This window comes from Peribacillus sp. TH14, from assembly GCF_016651145.1.
Taxonomy (GTDB): Bacteria; Bacillota; Bacilli; order Bacillales; family DSM-1321; genus Peribacillus; species Peribacillus butanolivorans.
On the sequence record NZ_JAEKEK010000001.1, the window covers coordinates 3,477,591 to 3,494,558 of the forward strand.

19 protein-coding genes are annotated in these 16,968 nt (G+C 40.2%); 14 read left to right on the top strand and 5 right to left on the bottom strand.

Going from position 1 to position 16,968, the window contains the following annotated elements:
* Positions 1-24: 24 nt before the first annotated feature.
* On the bottom strand, positions 25-825 hold the full coding sequence (locus tag JFU50_RS16840; protein WP_201223396.1) for an NAD kinase: 801 nt from the start codon (positions 823-825) through the stop codon (positions 25-27).
* A 205-nt stretch (positions 826-1,030) separates the two neighbouring features.
* Between JFU50_RS16840 and sppA the strand changes: the two genes are divergently transcribed.
* The 9 genes from sppA to JFU50_RS16885 all read left to right on the top strand — a co-directional run bounded on the left by sppA (position 1,031) and on the right by JFU50_RS16885 (position 8,946).
* Entirely contained in the window at positions 1,031-2,032 is a 1,002-nt protein-coding gene (sppA, locus tag JFU50_RS16845; RefSeq protein WP_201186191.1) for a signal peptide peptidase SppA, read from the top strand.
* Positions 2,033-2,044: 12 nt separating this feature from the next.
* Positions 2,045-2,587, top strand: coding sequence for an RDD family protein (locus JFU50_RS16850; protein ID WP_201223397.1), 543 nt, complete (start codon positions 2,045-2,047; stop codon positions 2,585-2,587).
* Positions 2,588-2,687: 100 nt separating this feature from the next.
* Entirely contained in the window at positions 2,688-3,380 is a 693-nt protein-coding gene (locus JFU50_RS16855; protein ID WP_201223398.1) for a DUF2953 domain-containing protein, read from the top strand.
* A 15-nt stretch (positions 3,381-3,395) separates the two neighbouring features.
* Positions 3,396-3,860 carry a GerW family sporulation protein gene (gene ytfJ / locus JFU50_RS16860; RefSeq protein ID WP_201186188.1) on the top strand — a complete coding sequence of 155 codons (465 nt, stop codon included), beginning with the start codon at positions 3,396-3,398 and terminating at the stop codon, positions 3,858-3,860.
* A 182-nt stretch (positions 3,861-4,042) separates the two neighbouring features.
* Positions 4,043-4,543: a thiol peroxidase gene (gene tpx, locus JFU50_RS16865; RefSeq protein WP_053347295.1), complete on the top strand. Its 501-nt coding sequence runs from the start codon at positions 4,043-4,045 to the stop codon at positions 4,541-4,543.
* A 411-nt stretch (positions 4,544-4,954) separates the two neighbouring features.
* Positions 4,955-5,941, top strand: coding sequence for a class I SAM-dependent methyltransferase (locus JFU50_RS16870; RefSeq protein ID WP_053347294.1), 987 nt, complete (start codon positions 4,955-4,957; stop codon positions 5,939-5,941).
* A gap of 180 nt (positions 5,942-6,121) precedes the next feature.
* The gene (locus JFU50_RS16875; protein ID WP_201223399.1) at positions 6,122-7,336 is read left to right on the top strand and encodes an acetate kinase; all 1,215 of its coding nucleotides are present in this window, start codon (positions 6,122-6,124) and stop codon (positions 7,334-7,336) included.
* A gap of 258 nt (positions 7,337-7,594) precedes the next feature.
* Positions 7,595-8,437, top strand: coding sequence for an EcsC family protein (locus tag JFU50_RS16880; RefSeq protein ID WP_201223400.1), 843 nt, complete (start codon positions 7,595-7,597; stop codon positions 8,435-8,437).
* Positions 8,434-8,946, top strand: coding sequence for a MogA/MoaB family molybdenum cofactor biosynthesis protein (locus tag JFU50_RS16885; RefSeq protein WP_201223401.1), 513 nt, complete (start codon positions 8,434-8,436; stop codon positions 8,944-8,946). The genes JFU50_RS16880 and JFU50_RS16885 overlap by 4 nt, the downstream gene beginning before the upstream one ends.
* A 57-nt stretch (positions 8,947-9,003) precedes the next feature.
* Here JFU50_RS16885 and JFU50_RS16890 read toward each other — a convergent pair whose 3' ends face one another.
* Positions 9,004-9,318, bottom strand: a complete 315-nt coding sequence (locus tag JFU50_RS16890; RefSeq protein WP_201223402.1) for a hypothetical protein — start codon at positions 9,316-9,318, stop codon at positions 9,004-9,006.
* 214 nt (positions 9,319-9,532) lie between these two features.
* On the opposite strand from JFU50_RS16890, the gene JFU50_RS16895 reads away from it, so the two are divergent.
* On the top strand, positions 9,533-10,738 hold the full coding sequence (locus JFU50_RS16895; RefSeq protein WP_201186181.1) for an argininosuccinate synthase: 1,206 nt from the start codon (positions 9,533-9,535) through the stop codon (positions 10,736-10,738).
* Positions 10,735-12,114 carry an argininosuccinate lyase gene (gene argH / locus JFU50_RS16900; RefSeq protein ID WP_201223404.1) on the top strand — a complete coding sequence of 460 codons (1,380 nt, stop codon included), beginning with the start codon at positions 10,735-10,737 and terminating at the stop codon, positions 12,112-12,114. The genes JFU50_RS16895 and argH overlap by 4 nt, the downstream gene beginning before the upstream one ends.
* A 51-nt stretch (positions 12,115-12,165) precedes the next feature.
* Here argH and JFU50_RS16905 read toward each other — a convergent pair whose 3' ends face one another.
* Both JFU50_RS16905 and JFU50_RS16910 read right to left on the bottom strand, forming a co-directional pair.
* On the bottom strand, positions 12,166-12,621 hold the full coding sequence (locus tag JFU50_RS16905) for a universal stress protein (RefSeq protein WP_056529338.1): 456 nt from the start codon (positions 12,619-12,621) through the stop codon (positions 12,166-12,168).
* A 96-nt stretch (positions 12,622-12,717) separates the two neighbouring features.
* Complete coding sequence (locus JFU50_RS16910) at positions 12,718-13,815, bottom strand: M24 family metallopeptidase (protein ID WP_201186179.1); 1,098 nt, start codon at positions 13,813-13,815, stop codon at positions 12,718-12,720.
* A 120-nt stretch (positions 13,816-13,935) separates the two neighbouring features.
* Here JFU50_RS16910 and JFU50_RS16915 point away from each other — a divergent pair, with 120 nt between their 5' ends.
* The 3 genes from JFU50_RS16915 (at position 13,936) to JFU50_RS16925 (ending at position 16,521) form a co-directional block, all read left to right on the top strand.
* The gene (locus JFU50_RS16915; protein WP_057219329.1) at positions 13,936-14,616 is read left to right on the top strand and encodes a metal-dependent hydrolase; all 681 of its coding nucleotides are present in this window, start codon (positions 13,936-13,938) and stop codon (positions 14,614-14,616) included.
* 289 nt (positions 14,617-14,905) lie between these two features.
* The gene (locus JFU50_RS16920) at positions 14,906-15,130 is read left to right on the top strand and encodes a hypothetical protein (protein WP_201223405.1); all 225 of its coding nucleotides are present in this window, start codon (positions 14,906-14,908) and stop codon (positions 15,128-15,130) included.
* A gap of 71 nt (positions 15,131-15,201) precedes the next feature.
* Positions 15,202-16,521 (top strand): DRTGG domain-containing protein, encoded by a 1,320-nt coding sequence (locus tag JFU50_RS16925; RefSeq protein ID WP_201186175.1) that lies wholly within the window; start codon positions 15,202-15,204, stop codon positions 16,519-16,521.
* Positions 16,522-16,553: 32 nt separating this feature from the next.
* On the opposite strand, the gene JFU50_RS16930 is transcribed toward JFU50_RS16925, so the two are convergent.
* Positions 16,554-16,856: a YtpI family protein gene (locus JFU50_RS16930; RefSeq protein ID WP_201186172.1), complete on the bottom strand. Its 303-nt coding sequence runs from the start codon at positions 16,854-16,856 to the stop codon at positions 16,554-16,556.
* Positions 16,857-16,968: the final 112 nt, after the last annotated feature.

Here is a 16,968-nt window from a genome sequence, read left to right on the forward strand (position 1 = left end):
TATCTGGTCCCTTTTTAGGGAGTTTTATAAAAAAGTCCGTTTTACTTTTTCCCAAAAGGAGTTGTCTTTCAGCTTAACGGTTTTGATGACTTTACCGCTTAATCGGATCTTGACCTTTTCGACATAACTAATGCTCAAGGCTTCATTGTCCAAGCCAATGATTGGATAGCTTGGCCCGTTTTGTTCAAGGTGAACAGTCAATGTTTTATCGCCGCTTAGGATGAATGAAGAACCCAAGGTCCGATAGGTATTGTTATTGATTGAAGCGAGCTCGCTTACCTGAAAGCATGGGAGAAGCGGGTCCACAACGGCCCCATTGACCGATTTATTATAGGCTGTGCTTCCGGTCGGTGTCGCTATAATGATTCCGTCCCCACGGAAGGTTTCAAAATGGATTTGATCAATGAAAATATCCATGATGAACGTTTTGATGATAGAAGTGCGGATACTGAGTTCGTTGAGGGCATAAAAGGAAGGTTGGTCATCTAGTTGAATAGCAATAGTTGGGTATTTGCGCACCTCGATTTGCTCTCTAGTCATGGCATCAATCATTTTGTTTGTATCTTCTAGGTGGAAATCACAATACATATTCAAATTTCCTGTGGTGGAAACGCCAGCATATAAACAATCTTCTCTGAATCCGGTTTTACGGACTGCCTGCAAAAAGGTGCCGTCATCACCAATACTTACGATAATGTTGGCTTTTGTGAAGTCTTGGACGATTTCATACGAATATTGCTTTGCTAACTCGGCTAGACGTTCGACCTTGTTCAGTATCTCTGCATTTGAAGCATGGAAAAAATAAATATTCTTTCGAGTGTTCATCATGATCCCCCTAGTATGTATAGTAATGAAAGGGCTTTCTTTTTTCCTGTATAAGGGAAAGGCGATATTACAAAGTGTACCTTCTCATTTCCAATTAGAGGATTATTTGCTACAATTTTATATGTCTTAGTTTATCATGGATTGAAACATTTTTGTATGCAGTTCGTATGGTAAGAAGGATATATATATTTAAGGGGGAACACAGATGAATGGAAAGCGTTGGGCAGCACTTGGAATCGCAGCCGTTTTATTTTTTGTCTCTATTATTGTAGGGACGGCTACGACTGTATTTACAGCTGATACGGAAAATATTATTGATGAATTATTTGCTTCCGACAGCGAGTTTTACGAAGAAGTTATAGAAGGCGAAGATTTCTCAAATGTTATTGCGGTATTTGATGTAGAAGGTACAATCCAAGATACTGGAGAAGCTTCATTACTTAGTTCAGCAACATATAATCACAGAGCCTTCATGGATAAGTTGAAAATGGCTGAAGAAAATGACGATATTAAAGGAATTATCTTGCGTGTAAATTCTCCTGGCGGCGGTGTTGTGGAAAGTGCTGAGATTTATGATAAGATCCTTGATATTAAAAAGGTGAAAAAACCAGTTTATGTTTCTATGGGTTCAATGGCAGCTTCTGGCGGATATTATATTTCTGCTCCAGCTGATAAGATTTATGCTAGTCCAGAAACAATGACGGGTTCACTTGGGGTCATTATGCATGGGTATAATTACGAGAAACTAGCTAAAAAGTATGGAGTTGAGTTTGAAACAATCAAAAGCGGTCCACACAAAGATATTATGAGTCCGTCTCGGGAAATGACTGATGAAGAACGCGAAATCCTCCAAAATATGATTGATAATTCTTATGATCAATTTGTTAAAATCATTGCCGACGGGCGCGGTATGACAGAGAAGGAAGTACGTAAAATAGCTGATGGCCGGATTTATGATGGACGTCAGGCGAAAGAAAACCATTTAATTGATGATTTCGGCCATTTGGATGATGTAATTGCCGCGATGAAAACGGATATCGGTAAAAAAGACGCGCAAGTAATCCGTTATACAGATGAGGCAGGTTTCGGTTCATTATTCAGTATGGGAGCGCAAAAAATGTTGGGCAATGATGTGGAAACGGCTGTTTTGACAAAAATCCTTTCCTCTTCAAATTCTCCACGCTTAATGTATTTGTATGCGGAATAGGGGGGCTGAAGGATGACGGAACGAAATGAAAACAATGAACAAATCGATTCATCCAATCTAAATACAAAGCAAGAAGAAGAAATCGTTCAGCAAGAGCTTTTACCAGCACAGGCAATCGTGGATGATGGCGAAGTGAAGGTAGTTTACTTTGCTGGTTTTTGGTTGAGATTTTGGGCATATTTAGCGGATTTGTTGATTATCGGGAGCTTAAACCGGATTTTGATTCATCCCATTTTTAAGTTTTATAATGGTGCAGACGATCTTTGGTTTTCGGCAGAGGCTTTCTTAACGGGACTTGTATTCTTTATTTACTTCGTATTGATGACCAAATACTTAAACCAGACGTTGGGTAAGATGATTTTTGGACTGAAAGTTGTGGCATTGAAAGAAGAGAAAGAGGCTATTTCTTGGGGTACAGTATTGTTCAGGGAGCTGATTGGCCGCTATATTTCAAAAGTCACGTGGGTTGGCTATGTGTTGGCGGGCCTTTTACCAAAGAAACAGGCTTTGCATGATGTCTTTGCAGACACAAGTGTTGTTTTAGTTAGAAGATAATTTGTTTTAATTATGAACCTGTAAGAGCGTAATTTTCGCTTTTGCAGGTTTATTTTTTTTTGCCCAAGCCGATAATGATAGGCTGAAAGGGCGTGGATGTATGAAGTGGCTTTTGCTAATTTTGACTATTCTCATTGTGGTGCTGCTTCTTCTTGTTTTTACGAAAATAAGAGTGCACTTTGACTACAAACGTGTTCATAAAAATGACATTATTCATATAAAAGCATCAGCATGGTATGGACTTTTTCATTATACCTTCAAGGTACCTGTCATCAAGAAGGACGATGACTCGGCATCGATAGTAGTAAAGAAAGAAAAAGGAATGAAGGAAGAAACTAAAAAAGAAGGATTAGATAAAATTACACCGGAAGATTTACGGGATGGAATGGCTGACATGAAGACACTGCTTCAACATATAGTCAATTTTCATCGGGTCATTCGTCATTTCTTAGGCAAAGTTCAAGTTATAGAATTTGCCTGGCATAGTATGGTCGGTACTAAAAATGCCGCACACACCGGGGTCTTAACAGGTGGCTGCTGGGTGCTTAAAGGTTCCATCATTGGCATATTAACAACCTATTTAAATTTTAAAATCATGCCCTCTTATTCAATTACACCTGACTTTCAGAGGAAGCAGGCTAATACGTCGATTTCCTGCATATTACAATTTAGAATCGGGCAAGCTATGGTGACTGGAATAAAACTGCTTCGATACTGGAAAGGCGGAAGAGTGAAGTTTAAGTCTAAGAAATTAGCGAAGCTGTCAGGTGATTCCAACAAACAATCGTTTTAGAGTGGAGGAATTTAGATGTCAGATCATCCGATCCAAGGGTTGATGAAAGAGGCAATGGAAAATCTGAAAGAAATGGTTGATGTGAATACGATTATCGGAGATCCGGTGGAAACTCCAGATGGTAGTGTCATATTAACCGTATCCAAAGTTGGTTTTGGGTTTGCAGCTGGTGGCAGCGAATTTGTGATTGACGAAAACCATCAAGGCCAGCAGGGCGCTTCCAAGCAGCCTTTTGGGGGAGGTAGCGGTGGTGGAGTATCCATTACACCAATTGCCTTTCTGATTGTCGGTTCACATGGCGTGAAAATGATTCATCTGGATGAAGGGACGCATCTTCTTGAAAAAATGATGGATTTAGCGCCACAGGTAGTCGATAAGATTCAGTCCATGCTTTCTAAAAAAGACAGTAATCAAAAGCAAGGCAGCAGTCAACAATCTACAACGAAATATCAAGAGCCTAAACAGAATTTAGATTTCTAACTGCGACTCGGCATCCGCCGAGTTTTCTTTTTGCGTATATTTTACAAAATTATTGAAAGGCTTGGAACGTTTAAGTTTAACGCATAGGGATTTTCACTTTTCTCAATTCAATTAATTGCAAAATTCCGGTAAAACAAATATTATTAGGCTTGTACATAAAGCAGAAAAAGGAGGAATTTTTAATGGCTTCAGTTACATTTAAAAACAACCCGGTCACTTTAGTAGGACCAGAACTAAAAGTGGGGGACAAAGCTCCTGATTTTACCGTATTGGCTAATGATTTATCACCCGTTACATTAAGCGACTCTAAAGGGTCTGTCCGCATTATCAGTGTAGTTCCATCTGTCGATACAGGTGTATGTGATGCACAAACACGTAAATTCAATGAAGAAGCTGCAAAATTGGATAATGTGAAAGTACTGACGATCAGTAATGATCTTCCTTTCGCACAAAAGCGCTGGTGTGCTGCAAGTGGATTGGACAATGTTCAAGTACTTTCCGATCACCGCGACCTTTCATTCGGTGAAGCTTACGGTGTCGTTATGCAAGAACTTCGTCTATTGGCGCGCTCTGTATTCGTTGTGAACAGCAACGATGAAATCACATTCGTTGAATATGTTAGTGAGGGTACAACTCATCCAAATTACGAAGGTGCAATCGAAGCAGCTAAAGCAGCAAAATAAGATACGAATTCATAGAAACCGGGCTCATTGTGCCCGGTTTTTTGTTTTAAAGTTTAAAAGGAGGAAATTGTTCATAGGTTTTTAAATTCTAACCATCCAAGTGAAATCACAAAGATAATCCATAGAACAGTAAGTATTCCGTATAGACAAATAAAAACATAAAATCCCCACTTTAGAATCATCAAAAAAATACAACCCCTCCAGTCATCAACACTATTAAATTAACATATTTACCTTATATTTACTAAGGGTGAAAAAAAGGATGGCTCGCGCGAGATTCCTTATATGCGGACTTTCAAATAGGAAAACAGTACGTTAAACAAGCGAAGAATGATAAGCAGGACGTACGACTTGTATCTCTTTCTTCTTACCTATAAAATAGGGACAGAAGCAAACAGGAGGAATAAATAAGTGAAGTCTACCCCAGTTGAACAATTATTTTATGAATTTGATGAAACAGCCCAAATATTGCAAAGTGAACTATCATGTACATATCTGGATGCCTTAGGAGAAACCGGAGAGAATTTCTTCCAAGGGAAAGTACTACAAGAGGAAATTAGTGAAGTATCGAAGAAAAGGTTAGCAAAGCAATATGCGGATTTTTCACCGGAGAAATATGAAAAGGAAGCCATTCGTAAAGCGTACCAGCTAGCAATATTAAAAGGTATGCAGCAGAGCGTACAGCCGAATCACCATATGACGCCGGATGCAGTAGGTATGTTTGTCAGCTATTTAGTTGGTAAATTTACGAAGAATCAAAAAGAGTTAGTCATGCTTGATCCTGCCGTCGGAACGGGTAACTTACTATTTGCGATTTTGAACCAACTAACGGACAAAGCCATCGCGTCATATGGTGTTGAGATTGATGAAACCTTGATTAGGCTTGCTTATGCAGGTGCCAATCTACAAGAACACCCGCTGCAATTTTTCAATCAGGACAGCTTAGAGCCGCTCTTCATTGATCCTTCAGATGTTGTGGTCAGTGACTTGCCGATTGGTTATTATCCGAATGATGTTCGTGCAACTGAATATGAGTTGAAGGCTGAAAACGGACATTCTTATGCGCATCATTTATTTATCGAGCAAAGTGTTAAGCATGTGAAGGATGGCGGATATTTATTCTTCATTGTTCCGAATAACTTATTTGTCTCGGAAGAAGCCCCTAAGCTCAATGATTTCTTGAAAAAACATACACATATCCAAGGGATGGTTCAGCTACCGCTTTCCATGTTTAAAAATGAAGAGGCTGCGAAAAGCATTCTTATTCTTCAAAAGAAAAAAGAGGATATCGAAGCACCGAAGAAGGCCCTTCTCGTACAACTTCCGAAGTTATCGGATTTCGAAGCGACAAGGTCTGTTATGCAACAGATGGATGATTGGTTTAAAGAGGAAAAATAGATAATAAAAGCTGGTGCCACAGGCATTGGCTTTTATTTTTAGGGAAAAGTGATTATTTTAAATTTTTAAATTTTTATTGGTTGTATCCGCTTACCATGATAAGATTATACAATATACTGCACGTTTCGTAGTGATGATCATAGGAATTGTAGACTAGCTTAGAGTAAAGGAGCAGGATGGATGTCTAAAATTATGGCTATTAATGCAGGCAGCTCTTCTTTGAAGTTTCAGCTTTTTGAGATGCCGAGTGAACAAGTAATTACAAAAGGTCTTGTAGAAAGGATCGGCTTGAAAAATTCCACGTTTACTTTAAGCGTTGAAGGCAAAAAGGTTTCTGAAACGCTGCACATACCCAATCATGAAGTAGCTGTCGGGCTTTTATTAGAAAAACTGATTCACCATCGCATCATAGGCTCATTTGAAGAGATAGATGGTGTAGGGCATCGTGTTGTGCATGGTGGTGAGGTGTTTAGTGACTCAGTCTTGATTACAGAGGATGTAATAGAGGAGATTGAGAAGCTTTCAGATTTAGCTCCCCTTCATAATCCTGCTAATAGCACTGGAATTAAGGCATTCCGGCAAATACTAAGCGAAGTTCCAGCAGTAGCTGTATTCGACACTGCTTTTCATCAAACCATGTCAGCAGGTTCATATATGTATAGCTTACCATTTGAATATTATGAAAAATATGGAATCAGGAAGTATGGGTTTCATGGTACTTCACATAAATATGTGTCCCAGCGTGCCGCAGAAATGATTGGTCGGCCGATTGAACAGCTCCGATTAATATCCTGCCATTTAGGAAATGGTGCAAGCATTACGGCGATTAAGGGCGGAAAGTCGATTGATACATCGATGGGGTTTACTCCATTGGCCGGAGTTACAATGGGCACGCGTTCAGGCAACATTGACCCTGCATTGATTCCTTATATCATGGAAAAAACAGGGAAAACAGCTGATGAAGTGCTGGATGTCTTGAATAAGAAAAGCGGCATTCTAGCTCTTTCTGGCTTTTCCAGCGATTTGCGCGACATCCAAGTGGAAGCAGATAAAGGCAATGAGCGTGCGGAACTCGCACTTGAAGTGTTTGCTGATCGGATCCACAAGTACATAGGTTCCTATACAGCGAAAATGGGAGGTGTGGACGGCATCATTTTTACAGCGGGTATCGGTGAAAACAGTCAAACCATTCGGGGAAGAATCTTGGATGGCCTCGAATTTATGGGCGTATACTGGGATGAGGATCTCAATCGTACCTTGGGTGAGGAAGCGTTTATTAACGCACCGTATTCCCCGGTGAAAGTGATGGTCATTCCAACCAATGAAGAAATCATGATTGTTAGAGATACTGTAAAAATAGCTTTGAGTGAAAGCATTGAAAACGTGACTTCTTGAATCATAGAAAATCTCCTTACCTATTAATTTTTCGGGTAAGGAGATTTTTCTATGATTGCAATCAACCTATTTGTTAAAAGGTGATTCAATAGATTTGAATCCTCACATGGACCTTCGTAATAACTTTTTGATATCTTATCAGTTAACATATCCGCGAGTACTGAATCCTCATACCAATCATCTAAAGGTTCTTGAAAAGTCTACCTATGGTATAATTAAGGGAGAATCCACCAATTCTGTACATAGGAGGCTTGATGCATGGAATTCACGAATCGGGAAATAACAATTTGGAATGAAATTAGTGAATGGCAGGAAAACCTTTATCAATATGAGCCAACAGACCTGGCAGCATTGTATGATAAATGGCTAGAGCAGGGTTTTTCACTGCTCCCAAAAAACGTCCAACAGCAGTTTTTTGAAAAGCTTGATACCTGGCTTTTTCATCTGCATGCCATGGTTCAGAGCTCACAAGTTCAAATAGATGCAAGAGAGCAGATTTTAGCATCAGCACGGATGTTTAATGAAGATATCGAGACACTTAATGACCTAAATCTCTTGACGATCGATCAGTTGAATTACATAGCGAATCAGCATATTGCTAAGCACCGCTTATATTCTTTTGCACAAGGCGGAATAAGCGGGTCCGGCGGGCTACTTTTACTTGGAAGTGATATCCCGGCCATGACAGTCATCAATGTCAGGACTGTACAGTTGATTGCGATGTCCTATGGTTTTGAAGTGAATACGCCCTTTGAAATGATGCTGGCTTTAAAGGTATTTAATGCAGGAGCAATGCCGAAGAGGCTTCGAGGAACAGCTTGGGAAGAATTGATTCGGGAAGTTCAGACTGCAGAAGATGACTATTTTTATTTGGGAATTGAAGAACTTACAAATCCGACCTGGATGGAACAGCCACTTAAGCAGCTGCTGAAGGCCGTATCTATTACTATTTTTCGAAAAAAACTAGTTCGGGGCATCCCATTTATCAGCATGGCCATCGGGGCTGGGTCCAATTATCAAATGACCCGCAATGTAAGTGAATTTGCCCAAAAGTTCTATCAGTATCGGTATTTACAGAAAAAGAAGGCTGATGAAGAATGAGTGTCAAGGAACACAAAAAAGCCATCACGGAGGCGATTCGCTGTAAGGTGATAACCGTTAGTGATACACGTAATAAAGAGACTGATAAAAGCGGCGCTCTAATGATTGAATTATTGAAATTAAAAGGGCATGAAGTGACGGAATATGAAATTGTCAAAGATGAACGTGGTGCGATTCAAGGGGCGATTACTGCTGGCTGTGAAAACAGCCAGGTAGATGTCATCCTAACTAACGGAGGCACTGGCATTGCCAAAAGAGATGTAACAATCGAGGCAGTTAAAGAATTGATGACAAAAGAAATCCCTGGTTTTGGTGAATTGTTCCGGATGCTTAGTTATCAAGAGGACATTGGTTCGGCGGCCATTTTATCGAGGGCCATTGCCGGAGTAGTGAACAACAAGGCAGTTTTTTCCACACCCGGATCTTCGGGTGCGGTTCGGCTGGCGATGAATAAATTGATTCTACCGGAATTGGGACATGTCGTTGGTGAACTTCGGAAGGATATATAAGAAAAATGTAAAAAAGCCTCAGCTTTCAAAGCTGTGGCTTTTTGCATGGAATCGGCCTTAATTATGCATCTTTTCACTCACGCCTTGATTAGCTCGATACCAAAGCCATAAGTCATTGATGATAGAAGCAAGTTCGGCAATTTCAGAATTGAGATGGCAGGATAATACGAAATTACTTTCGTCAGAGAGCTGTAGCTGTTTCCGGTTAATGAAGGATTCTAGTTCCTTAATGCGATCTGGGATGTTGCCCCGGATATTTTCCCATTGCACGAGTATTTGCTGTTGCTCGCTTTTCGTATATTCATCCCACTCCCGGGACAGGTCAGGAATGGAGATGCCAAGCCGTTCATCATACGTAAATAGCTCTTTCATATTTCCCCCCCTTTTCGAATTTTCATACTTCTAGTTTACTATATTTTAGCGGATGCATCCATTATGTGTGGGCCTTAAAATATTAACAAATTATTTAGCAGAATCTTTAAAATACCCCTTGTATTCCGTTTGTAAAAATGATAAAGTACTAATCATAGATTGAATAAAAATAACAACGAATGAATTTTTATTCATACGAAAGGGACGATAAAATATGGGAAATCAAAAAGTTGTATTAGCATATTCCGGAGGACTAGATACTTCCGTTGCAATTAAATGGTTACAAGATCAAGGATACGAAGTTGTGGCATGTTGCTTGGATGTCGGTGAAGGAAAAGATTTAGATTTCATTAAAGAAAAAGCAATCACTGTTGGTGCGGTAAGTTCATATGTGATTGATGCGAAAGATGAATTCGCTGATGAATTCGCATTAACGGCTCTTCAAGCCCATACTTTATATGAAGGAAAATATCCATTAGTATCAGCTCTATCACGTCCACTAATCGCTAAGAAACTAGTAGAAGTGGCTGAAGCAGAAAATGCGGTAGCAGTTGCGCACGGTTGTACGGGAAAAGGAAATGACCAAGTGCGTTTCGAAGTATCCATCTCAGCTTTAAACCCTAATTTAAAAGTTCTTGCACCTGTTCGTGACTGGAAATGGTCTCGTGAAGAGGAAATTGAATATGCAGCGAAAAATGGCATTCCGGTTCCAATCGGCTTAGCAAGTCCATTCTCGATTGACCAAAACCTTTGGGGAAGAAGTAACGAATGCGGAATCCTAGAAGACCCATGGGCAGCTCCGCCAGAAGAGGCTTATGATCTGACAACTAGCCTTGAAAATACGCCAGATACTGCTGACATCATTGAAATTGGTTTTGAGCAAGGTGTACCGGTTACATTGAATGACAAAAATTATAAATTGGCTGACTTGATTGTTGAATTGAATCAAATCGCTGGTAAACACGGGGTCGGACGTATCGATCACGTAGAAAATAGATTAGTAGGAATCAAATCTCGTGAAGTATACGAAGCTCCAGGTGCTATGACATTAATCGCTGCACATAAAGAGCTTGAAGATATCACACTTGTAAAAGAATTGGCTCACTTCAAACCAGTAATCGAGAAGAAAATGACTGAATTGATTTATGAAGGTCTTTGGTTCTCTCCACTTCAAAAAGCATTGGCTGCATTCTTGAAAGAAACGCAAGTGAATGTAACAGGTACAGTTCGTGTGAAACTTTTTAAAGGCCATGCGATTGTTGAAGGAAGAAAATCTGAGTACTCTCTATATGACGAAAAATTAGCGACCTATACAAAAGCAGACGAATTCGATCATGATGCAGCAGTTGGATTCATTAAATTATGGGGACTTCCAACGAAAGTGAACAGCATGGTCAATAACAAGAAGGTGACAGTGTGAGCAGCAAGCTTTGGGGAGGAAGATTCACAAAGTCTGCAGAAGAATGGGTAGACGAGTTTGGAGCTTCTATTTCCTTTGACCAGGAACTTGTCCTTGAAGATCTTCAAGGCAGTCTGGCTCATGTAACCATGTTAAAGCAGTGCAGCATTTTACCCGAAGAAGATGCAGATCAGATTATTTCAGGTCTGAAAAGTTTACAGGAAAAAGCAGAAAAGGGCAAATTAACTTTTAAGGTTGAGATGGAGGATATCCATCTTAACCTAGAAAGTATGCTTATTAACGAAATTGGACCAGTTGGCGGAAAGCTGCATACAGGCAGAAGCCGTAATGACCAAGTTGCAACAGATCTTCATTTATACATGCGTAACCAAACGAAAGTCATTGTGGAACTCATTAATGACTTGCAAGAAGCGATTTTGGAACAAGCTAAGAAAAATGTGGAAACACTTATTCCAGGTTATACACATCTACAACGGGCACAGCCGATTTCATTTGCACATCATTTAATGGCCTATTTTTGGATGCTTGAGCGGGATAAGCAGCGCTTTACAGAAAGCTACAAAAGAATAAATATTTCACCATTAGGTGCAGGGGCGCTTGCTGGGACAACTTTCCCTATTGACCGCGCTCTAAGTGCCGAGCTACTGGGCTTTGATGGTATCTATGAAAACAGTCTGGATGCTGTGAGTGACCGTGACTTTGCCATCGAATTCATGAGTAACAGTGCGACTATGATGATGCATTTATCTCGTTTCAGCGAAGAAATCATTCTTTGGTCAAGCCAGGAATTCCAATTTGTTGAATTAGACGATGCGTTCTCGACGGGAAGCAGTATCATGCCACAAAAGAAAAACCCTGATATGGCGGAATTGATTCGTGGTAAAACAGGACGGGTTTATGGGAATTTAACAGGATTATTGACAGTATTAAAAGGACTGCCGCTTGCTTATAACAAAGATATGCAAGAAGATAAAGAAGGCGTTTTTGATACGGTTAAAACTACTGTTGGCTCACTGAAAATTTTTGCAGGTATGATTTCGACAATGAAAGTGAAAACAGATGTCATGGAAAAAGCAACAAAAAATGACTTCTCTAATGCAACGGAATTGGCCGATTACCTTGCTTCAAAGGGTATGCCTTTCCGTAAAGCGCATGAAGTTGTCGGCAAACTTGTATTATTCTGTGTCCAAAATGGCTGCTATTTGGTAGACCTTAGCATAGAACAATTTAAGGAAGCTTCAGAGTTGTTTGAAAATGATATTTACGATGCATTAAATCCTTACGAAGCAGTTAAACGTCGTAATAGCGCTGGTGGTACAGGCTTTGCGCAAGTACAGCTGGCGATTGAAAAAGCGGAAAAACTGGTTAGTAAATAACATCAAAAAAAGCTCGTTCACCAATTTCGGTGAACGAGCTTTTTTTGACTATTATTTTTTATCAATATTCGTACGCACGACGATTACATCGCAGTTTGAATGGCGAACGATGCCTTCAGACACACTGCCGATCAAGAAACGTTCGACAGCATTAAGACCTGTTGCACCGCATACAATCAAATCGATTGTATGTTTTTTCGCTAAATCTCTTGGAATTTGAACTTTAGGAGAACCATATGCCACTTCAGTTTTTACGTTGGCAATCCCGGATGCAATGGCTTCCGTTTTATACTTTTCCAATAATTCATTGGCAAAGGTTTCAGAGTGATCACGGATAGTCATATCATAAGCTTCAATAGTAGGGAAATTCCTTGTGTCCACGATATGTGCAAGCACAAGGGTCGCGTCACTGAGTTTTGCTAAATAGATTGCCTTTTTTAAGGCCCACTCTGCTTCTTCCGAACCGTCCACTGCTACTAGAATATTTTTATAATCTATACTATTCATAGTGAATCTCCTCCTTCTATTTCATTCCTATTATATAATGATTTACCAGGTGCATCCTGTCTCAATTGTAACAAATTAGCGAATGTTTCAATCGTACTATCTTAAGATTTGCAGACTCTTTGGATATTTCGTCAAAACTTCACAGCCTGTATCGGTGATATACAGATCATCTTCAATCCTGACCCCTGCAACATTTGGTACATATATACCTGGTTCAATCGTATAAACCATTCCTGCTTGCAGTTCGAGTGAATTTGTTTCCGTTAAGGACGGGTATTCATGGATACTGATGCCGAGTCCGTGACCAAGGCGGTGCGGGAAGTATTCACCGTATCCTTGATTTCTGATAATATTTCTGGCTGTCAAGTCAATCTCCGAACAGGAAACACCAGGTTTACTGGCTGTAACCGCAGCCTCTTGAGCTTTTCTTACCGTTTCATAGATATCTGCTTGTTTATCATTGATGTCACCGTAAGCAACAGTTCTAGTGATGTCAGAGCAGTATCCTTCAAAGACGACGCCTAAGTCAAAGAGGACAAGGTCGCCACGCTGAACTTTCGTAATACCTGGTGTGCCATGAGGAGAAGCGCCATTTTTACCTGTCAGGACCATGGTAGAGAATGACATTTGGCTCACTCCAGCCTTTTTCATTTCGAATTCAATAGCTGCGAGAATCTCCATTTCCGTTTTACCCTCATGGATTTCATTGACACCCACTTCAATTGCAACGTCAGCGAGACGACATGCTTCACGGATTTTGACCATTTCCCCTTCTGACTTGATCATCCTCATCCTTTGAAGTTTTTCTTCAGCTGAAACGAGTTTTGGTGCAGCAAAGTAGTGCTGAACTTTTTCATAGCGTTCTACATTCATATGTTCTTTTTCAATGGCCATTTTTTTCATGGTTAGTCCACGTTTGCTAACTGCTTGCTGAACTTTTTCCCATGGATTTTCAATATCGGTGTATCCAATGATGTCTCCATTCCATCCAGCTTGTTTAGCATCCGGAACTTCCATTTGCGGACAGACCAGGAATGGTTCGGCGTTGCCAAAAATGGCAAGTGCAAGAAGTCTTTCATGCGGATCGCTTAAAAAACCGCTGCAATAGAAGATGCTATCTGGAGATGTAAGCAAGGCTGCTTCAATTTCATTGGTTTGCAGCCAATTTTGTAATTCATTCAAACGTTCATTCATGACTATACCTCCATTAATAAGATATAATTACCTTAGCAATATATGAAAAAATAGTAAATGGCAAAGCCTTAAGAACTTATTGATTAATAAAATAATGGGTATCAGAAGGGAGCATCAGAAATGAAAGTATCTTTTCATGGACATGCAATTGTAAAAGTTGAAACGAAAGGAAAAACAATTTTATTTGATCCGTTTATTACAGGAAATGAATTAACTGATTTGAAGGTAGAAGATGTGAAACCGGATGTGATTATCTTAACACATGGTCATAATGACCACGTTGGTGACACGGTTGAATTGGCGAAGAAGCATGATGCACTTGTCATCGGCATTGCCGAAATTGCCGACTATTTAGGAGCTCAAGGCGTTCGGACCCACGGAATGAGCATCGGTGGTGCATTCGAGTTTGAATTTGGAAAAGTGAAGCTGACACCAGCGTTTCATGGAACAGGTTTCACTACAGAAGACGGCCAAATTATCTATTTAGGGATGCCAGCCGGCGTGTTACTTACTGCAGAAGGAAAAACAATCTATCATGCAGGTGATACAGCAGTGTATTCTGACATGAAACTGATAGGCAAACGACATCCAATTGACTTGGCATTTCTGCCAATCGGCGACAATTATACCATGGGACCGGAGGATGCAGCACTTGCAGCGGAATTCCTTAAGGCCAAGCAAGTAGTGCCGATTCATTACAATACGTTCCCTGTCATTAAACAGGATCCGAACAAATTCATTGACTTGCTTGAAGAGGAAAATGGACTAGTCATGAAAGTCGGAGATGAAATCGAATTATAAGAGGAACGGGAGCCCGAAGGGGCTCCCGTTTTTATATGTGTGAAAATTAGCCGAATGGATGGTGGAGGAATTAGGTTTAGATAATATCGGTAACAAAAAAGGAGCTAGAGAGAATTATCTGAAATTAACTGGAAGTGGTCAGGATGTTTTTTCATAATAATAATTTTATATTTTGAGCAGAAGTCATGAACATAAGGAGAAAATAAATCTAGTTCATTCATATATGAGTCAAGATTCTTTTTTTCTTTTGTAGGCATAAAATGAATAGATGGAAAAAAGGAGGGATTGGATGAAACAGAGGTTATTTTTGTGCTTGCTTTTGTGCGGGGTGATGCTGTATTATGCAGTGCCGCGTCTGTCGCTGGAAAGCGGCGGATTGGAGAGCTTGTTTGCTGGATCTTGGTTGTTGTTTGCGTTATTGGCGGTAGCCGGAAACTTGACGGGGATTCTATATTCTCCTAAGAAACACAAAGTCAAACGGAAGGTGGAATACAAAAGGTTGCGTCAATATTAGTAGTTGTTTGATAAACTGGGCTCTTTGACCTTATAATGGAGAATAGGAATACCGTGAAAAGGGTGAAGCGCTTGGCTACAAAGCATGAACAAATATTAAAACATATCGATGGACTGCCTGTTGGGGAGAAGATTTCCGTCCGCCAAATTGCTAAAGCATTGAATGTAAGTGAAGGTACGGCGTATCGAGCAATTAAAGAGGCAGAGAATCAAGGCTATGTAAGTTCCATTGAGCGGGTTGGTACGATTCGTATTGAGAAAAAGAAAAAAGAGAATATTGAAAAGCTCACGTTCGCTGAGGTAGTTAATATTGTAGACGGACAAGTTCTAGGTGGGAAAACGGGTCTTCATAAGACATTAAATAAATTTGTTATTGGGGCTATGAAGCTAGATGCCATGATGAGATATACAGGTGCAGGAAATCTACTGATTGTAGGGAACCGTACCCAGGCCCATGAGCACGCGTTAAAAGCGGGTGCCGCGGTGCTGATTACCGGTGGTTTCGATACTGAAGATCCTGTTAAAAAATTAGCCGATGAATTGGAAATGCCAGTCATTTCTACGAGTTACGATACATTTACCGTAGCAACCATGATCAACAGGGCGATATATGACCAATTGATTAAAAAGGAAATTTTGTTGGTAGAGGATATTTTGACTCCTGTTCAAGAAACGACCTTTTTAACAGTAGGTGACCGGGTTCAGACTTGGCATGAACTTAATCAGGAATCAGGGCACAGCCGTTTCCCTGTTGTGGATGAGAATATGAAGGTTCAAGGTATGGTCACATCAAAAGATATTATGGGTCAGGAAGAGTTAACGCTCATTGAAAAGGTGATGACGAAAAATCCGATGACCGTAGGCGATAAGATGAGTGTCGCGTCTTCTGCCCATATGATGGTGTGGGAAGGCATCGAGTTGATTCCAGTCGTAAACGACAGTCATATTCTAAAGGGAATAGTGAGCAGGCAGGATGTACTGAAGGCACTGCAAATGAGTCAAAGGCAGCCGCAGGTGGGCGAAACGATTGACGATACAATTACGAGTCAGCTTGTTATGACTTCGAATCGCGGGAAGGGCGAGGAAGTGTATAACTATGGCGTCACTCCTCAAATGACCAATTATCTTGGTACCATTTCAAGCGGGGTTTTCACGACTTTGGTTACCGATTCAGCAAACCGGGCACTTAGAAGCTATAAGCGTGGTGACTTAGTCGTTGAAAATATGACAATTTACTTCATCAAGCCAGTCCAGATCGACAGTACGCTTGAAATCCATCCGCGAGTGCTTGATGTGGGACGTAAATTCGGAAAAGTAGATGTCGAGGTGTTTAACCAAGGCAAACTTGTCGGTAAGGCGATGCTTACTTGCCAATTGCTCGATCGTTCGTAAAAAAATAAATCAAAAAGGATAATCGAATTCGATTATCCTTTTTGATTTGCAGCTTCTTCAATCGCATGTGGAAGGTAAAATTTATACATTTTATAGCCTCCCCAGATGCTGAATACTCCAACGAAGATGAAAACGGCAGAAATGATATAAGTTGTTGTCGTGTGGAATAGAAAAAGCTGATTGACTCCGAATAGAGAGACAAAAGCACCGAGGGCAATGGAAGACTTTCCAGAAATCCACTTTTTCTCCATCGGCATTTTTGTACGCACCGATTTAATTTTATAAAAGAAATAGACTCCTAGTGAAAGAACAATCAAGGTGACAAGAATAGGCATTGTTAATAATTCCCCCAATTTAACATATGTACCTTATTATTGTAGCGGGAAACTTAGAAGAATGCCACCGTAAACAAGATGACTCTTCCTATTTCTCCAATTTTTTGATTAA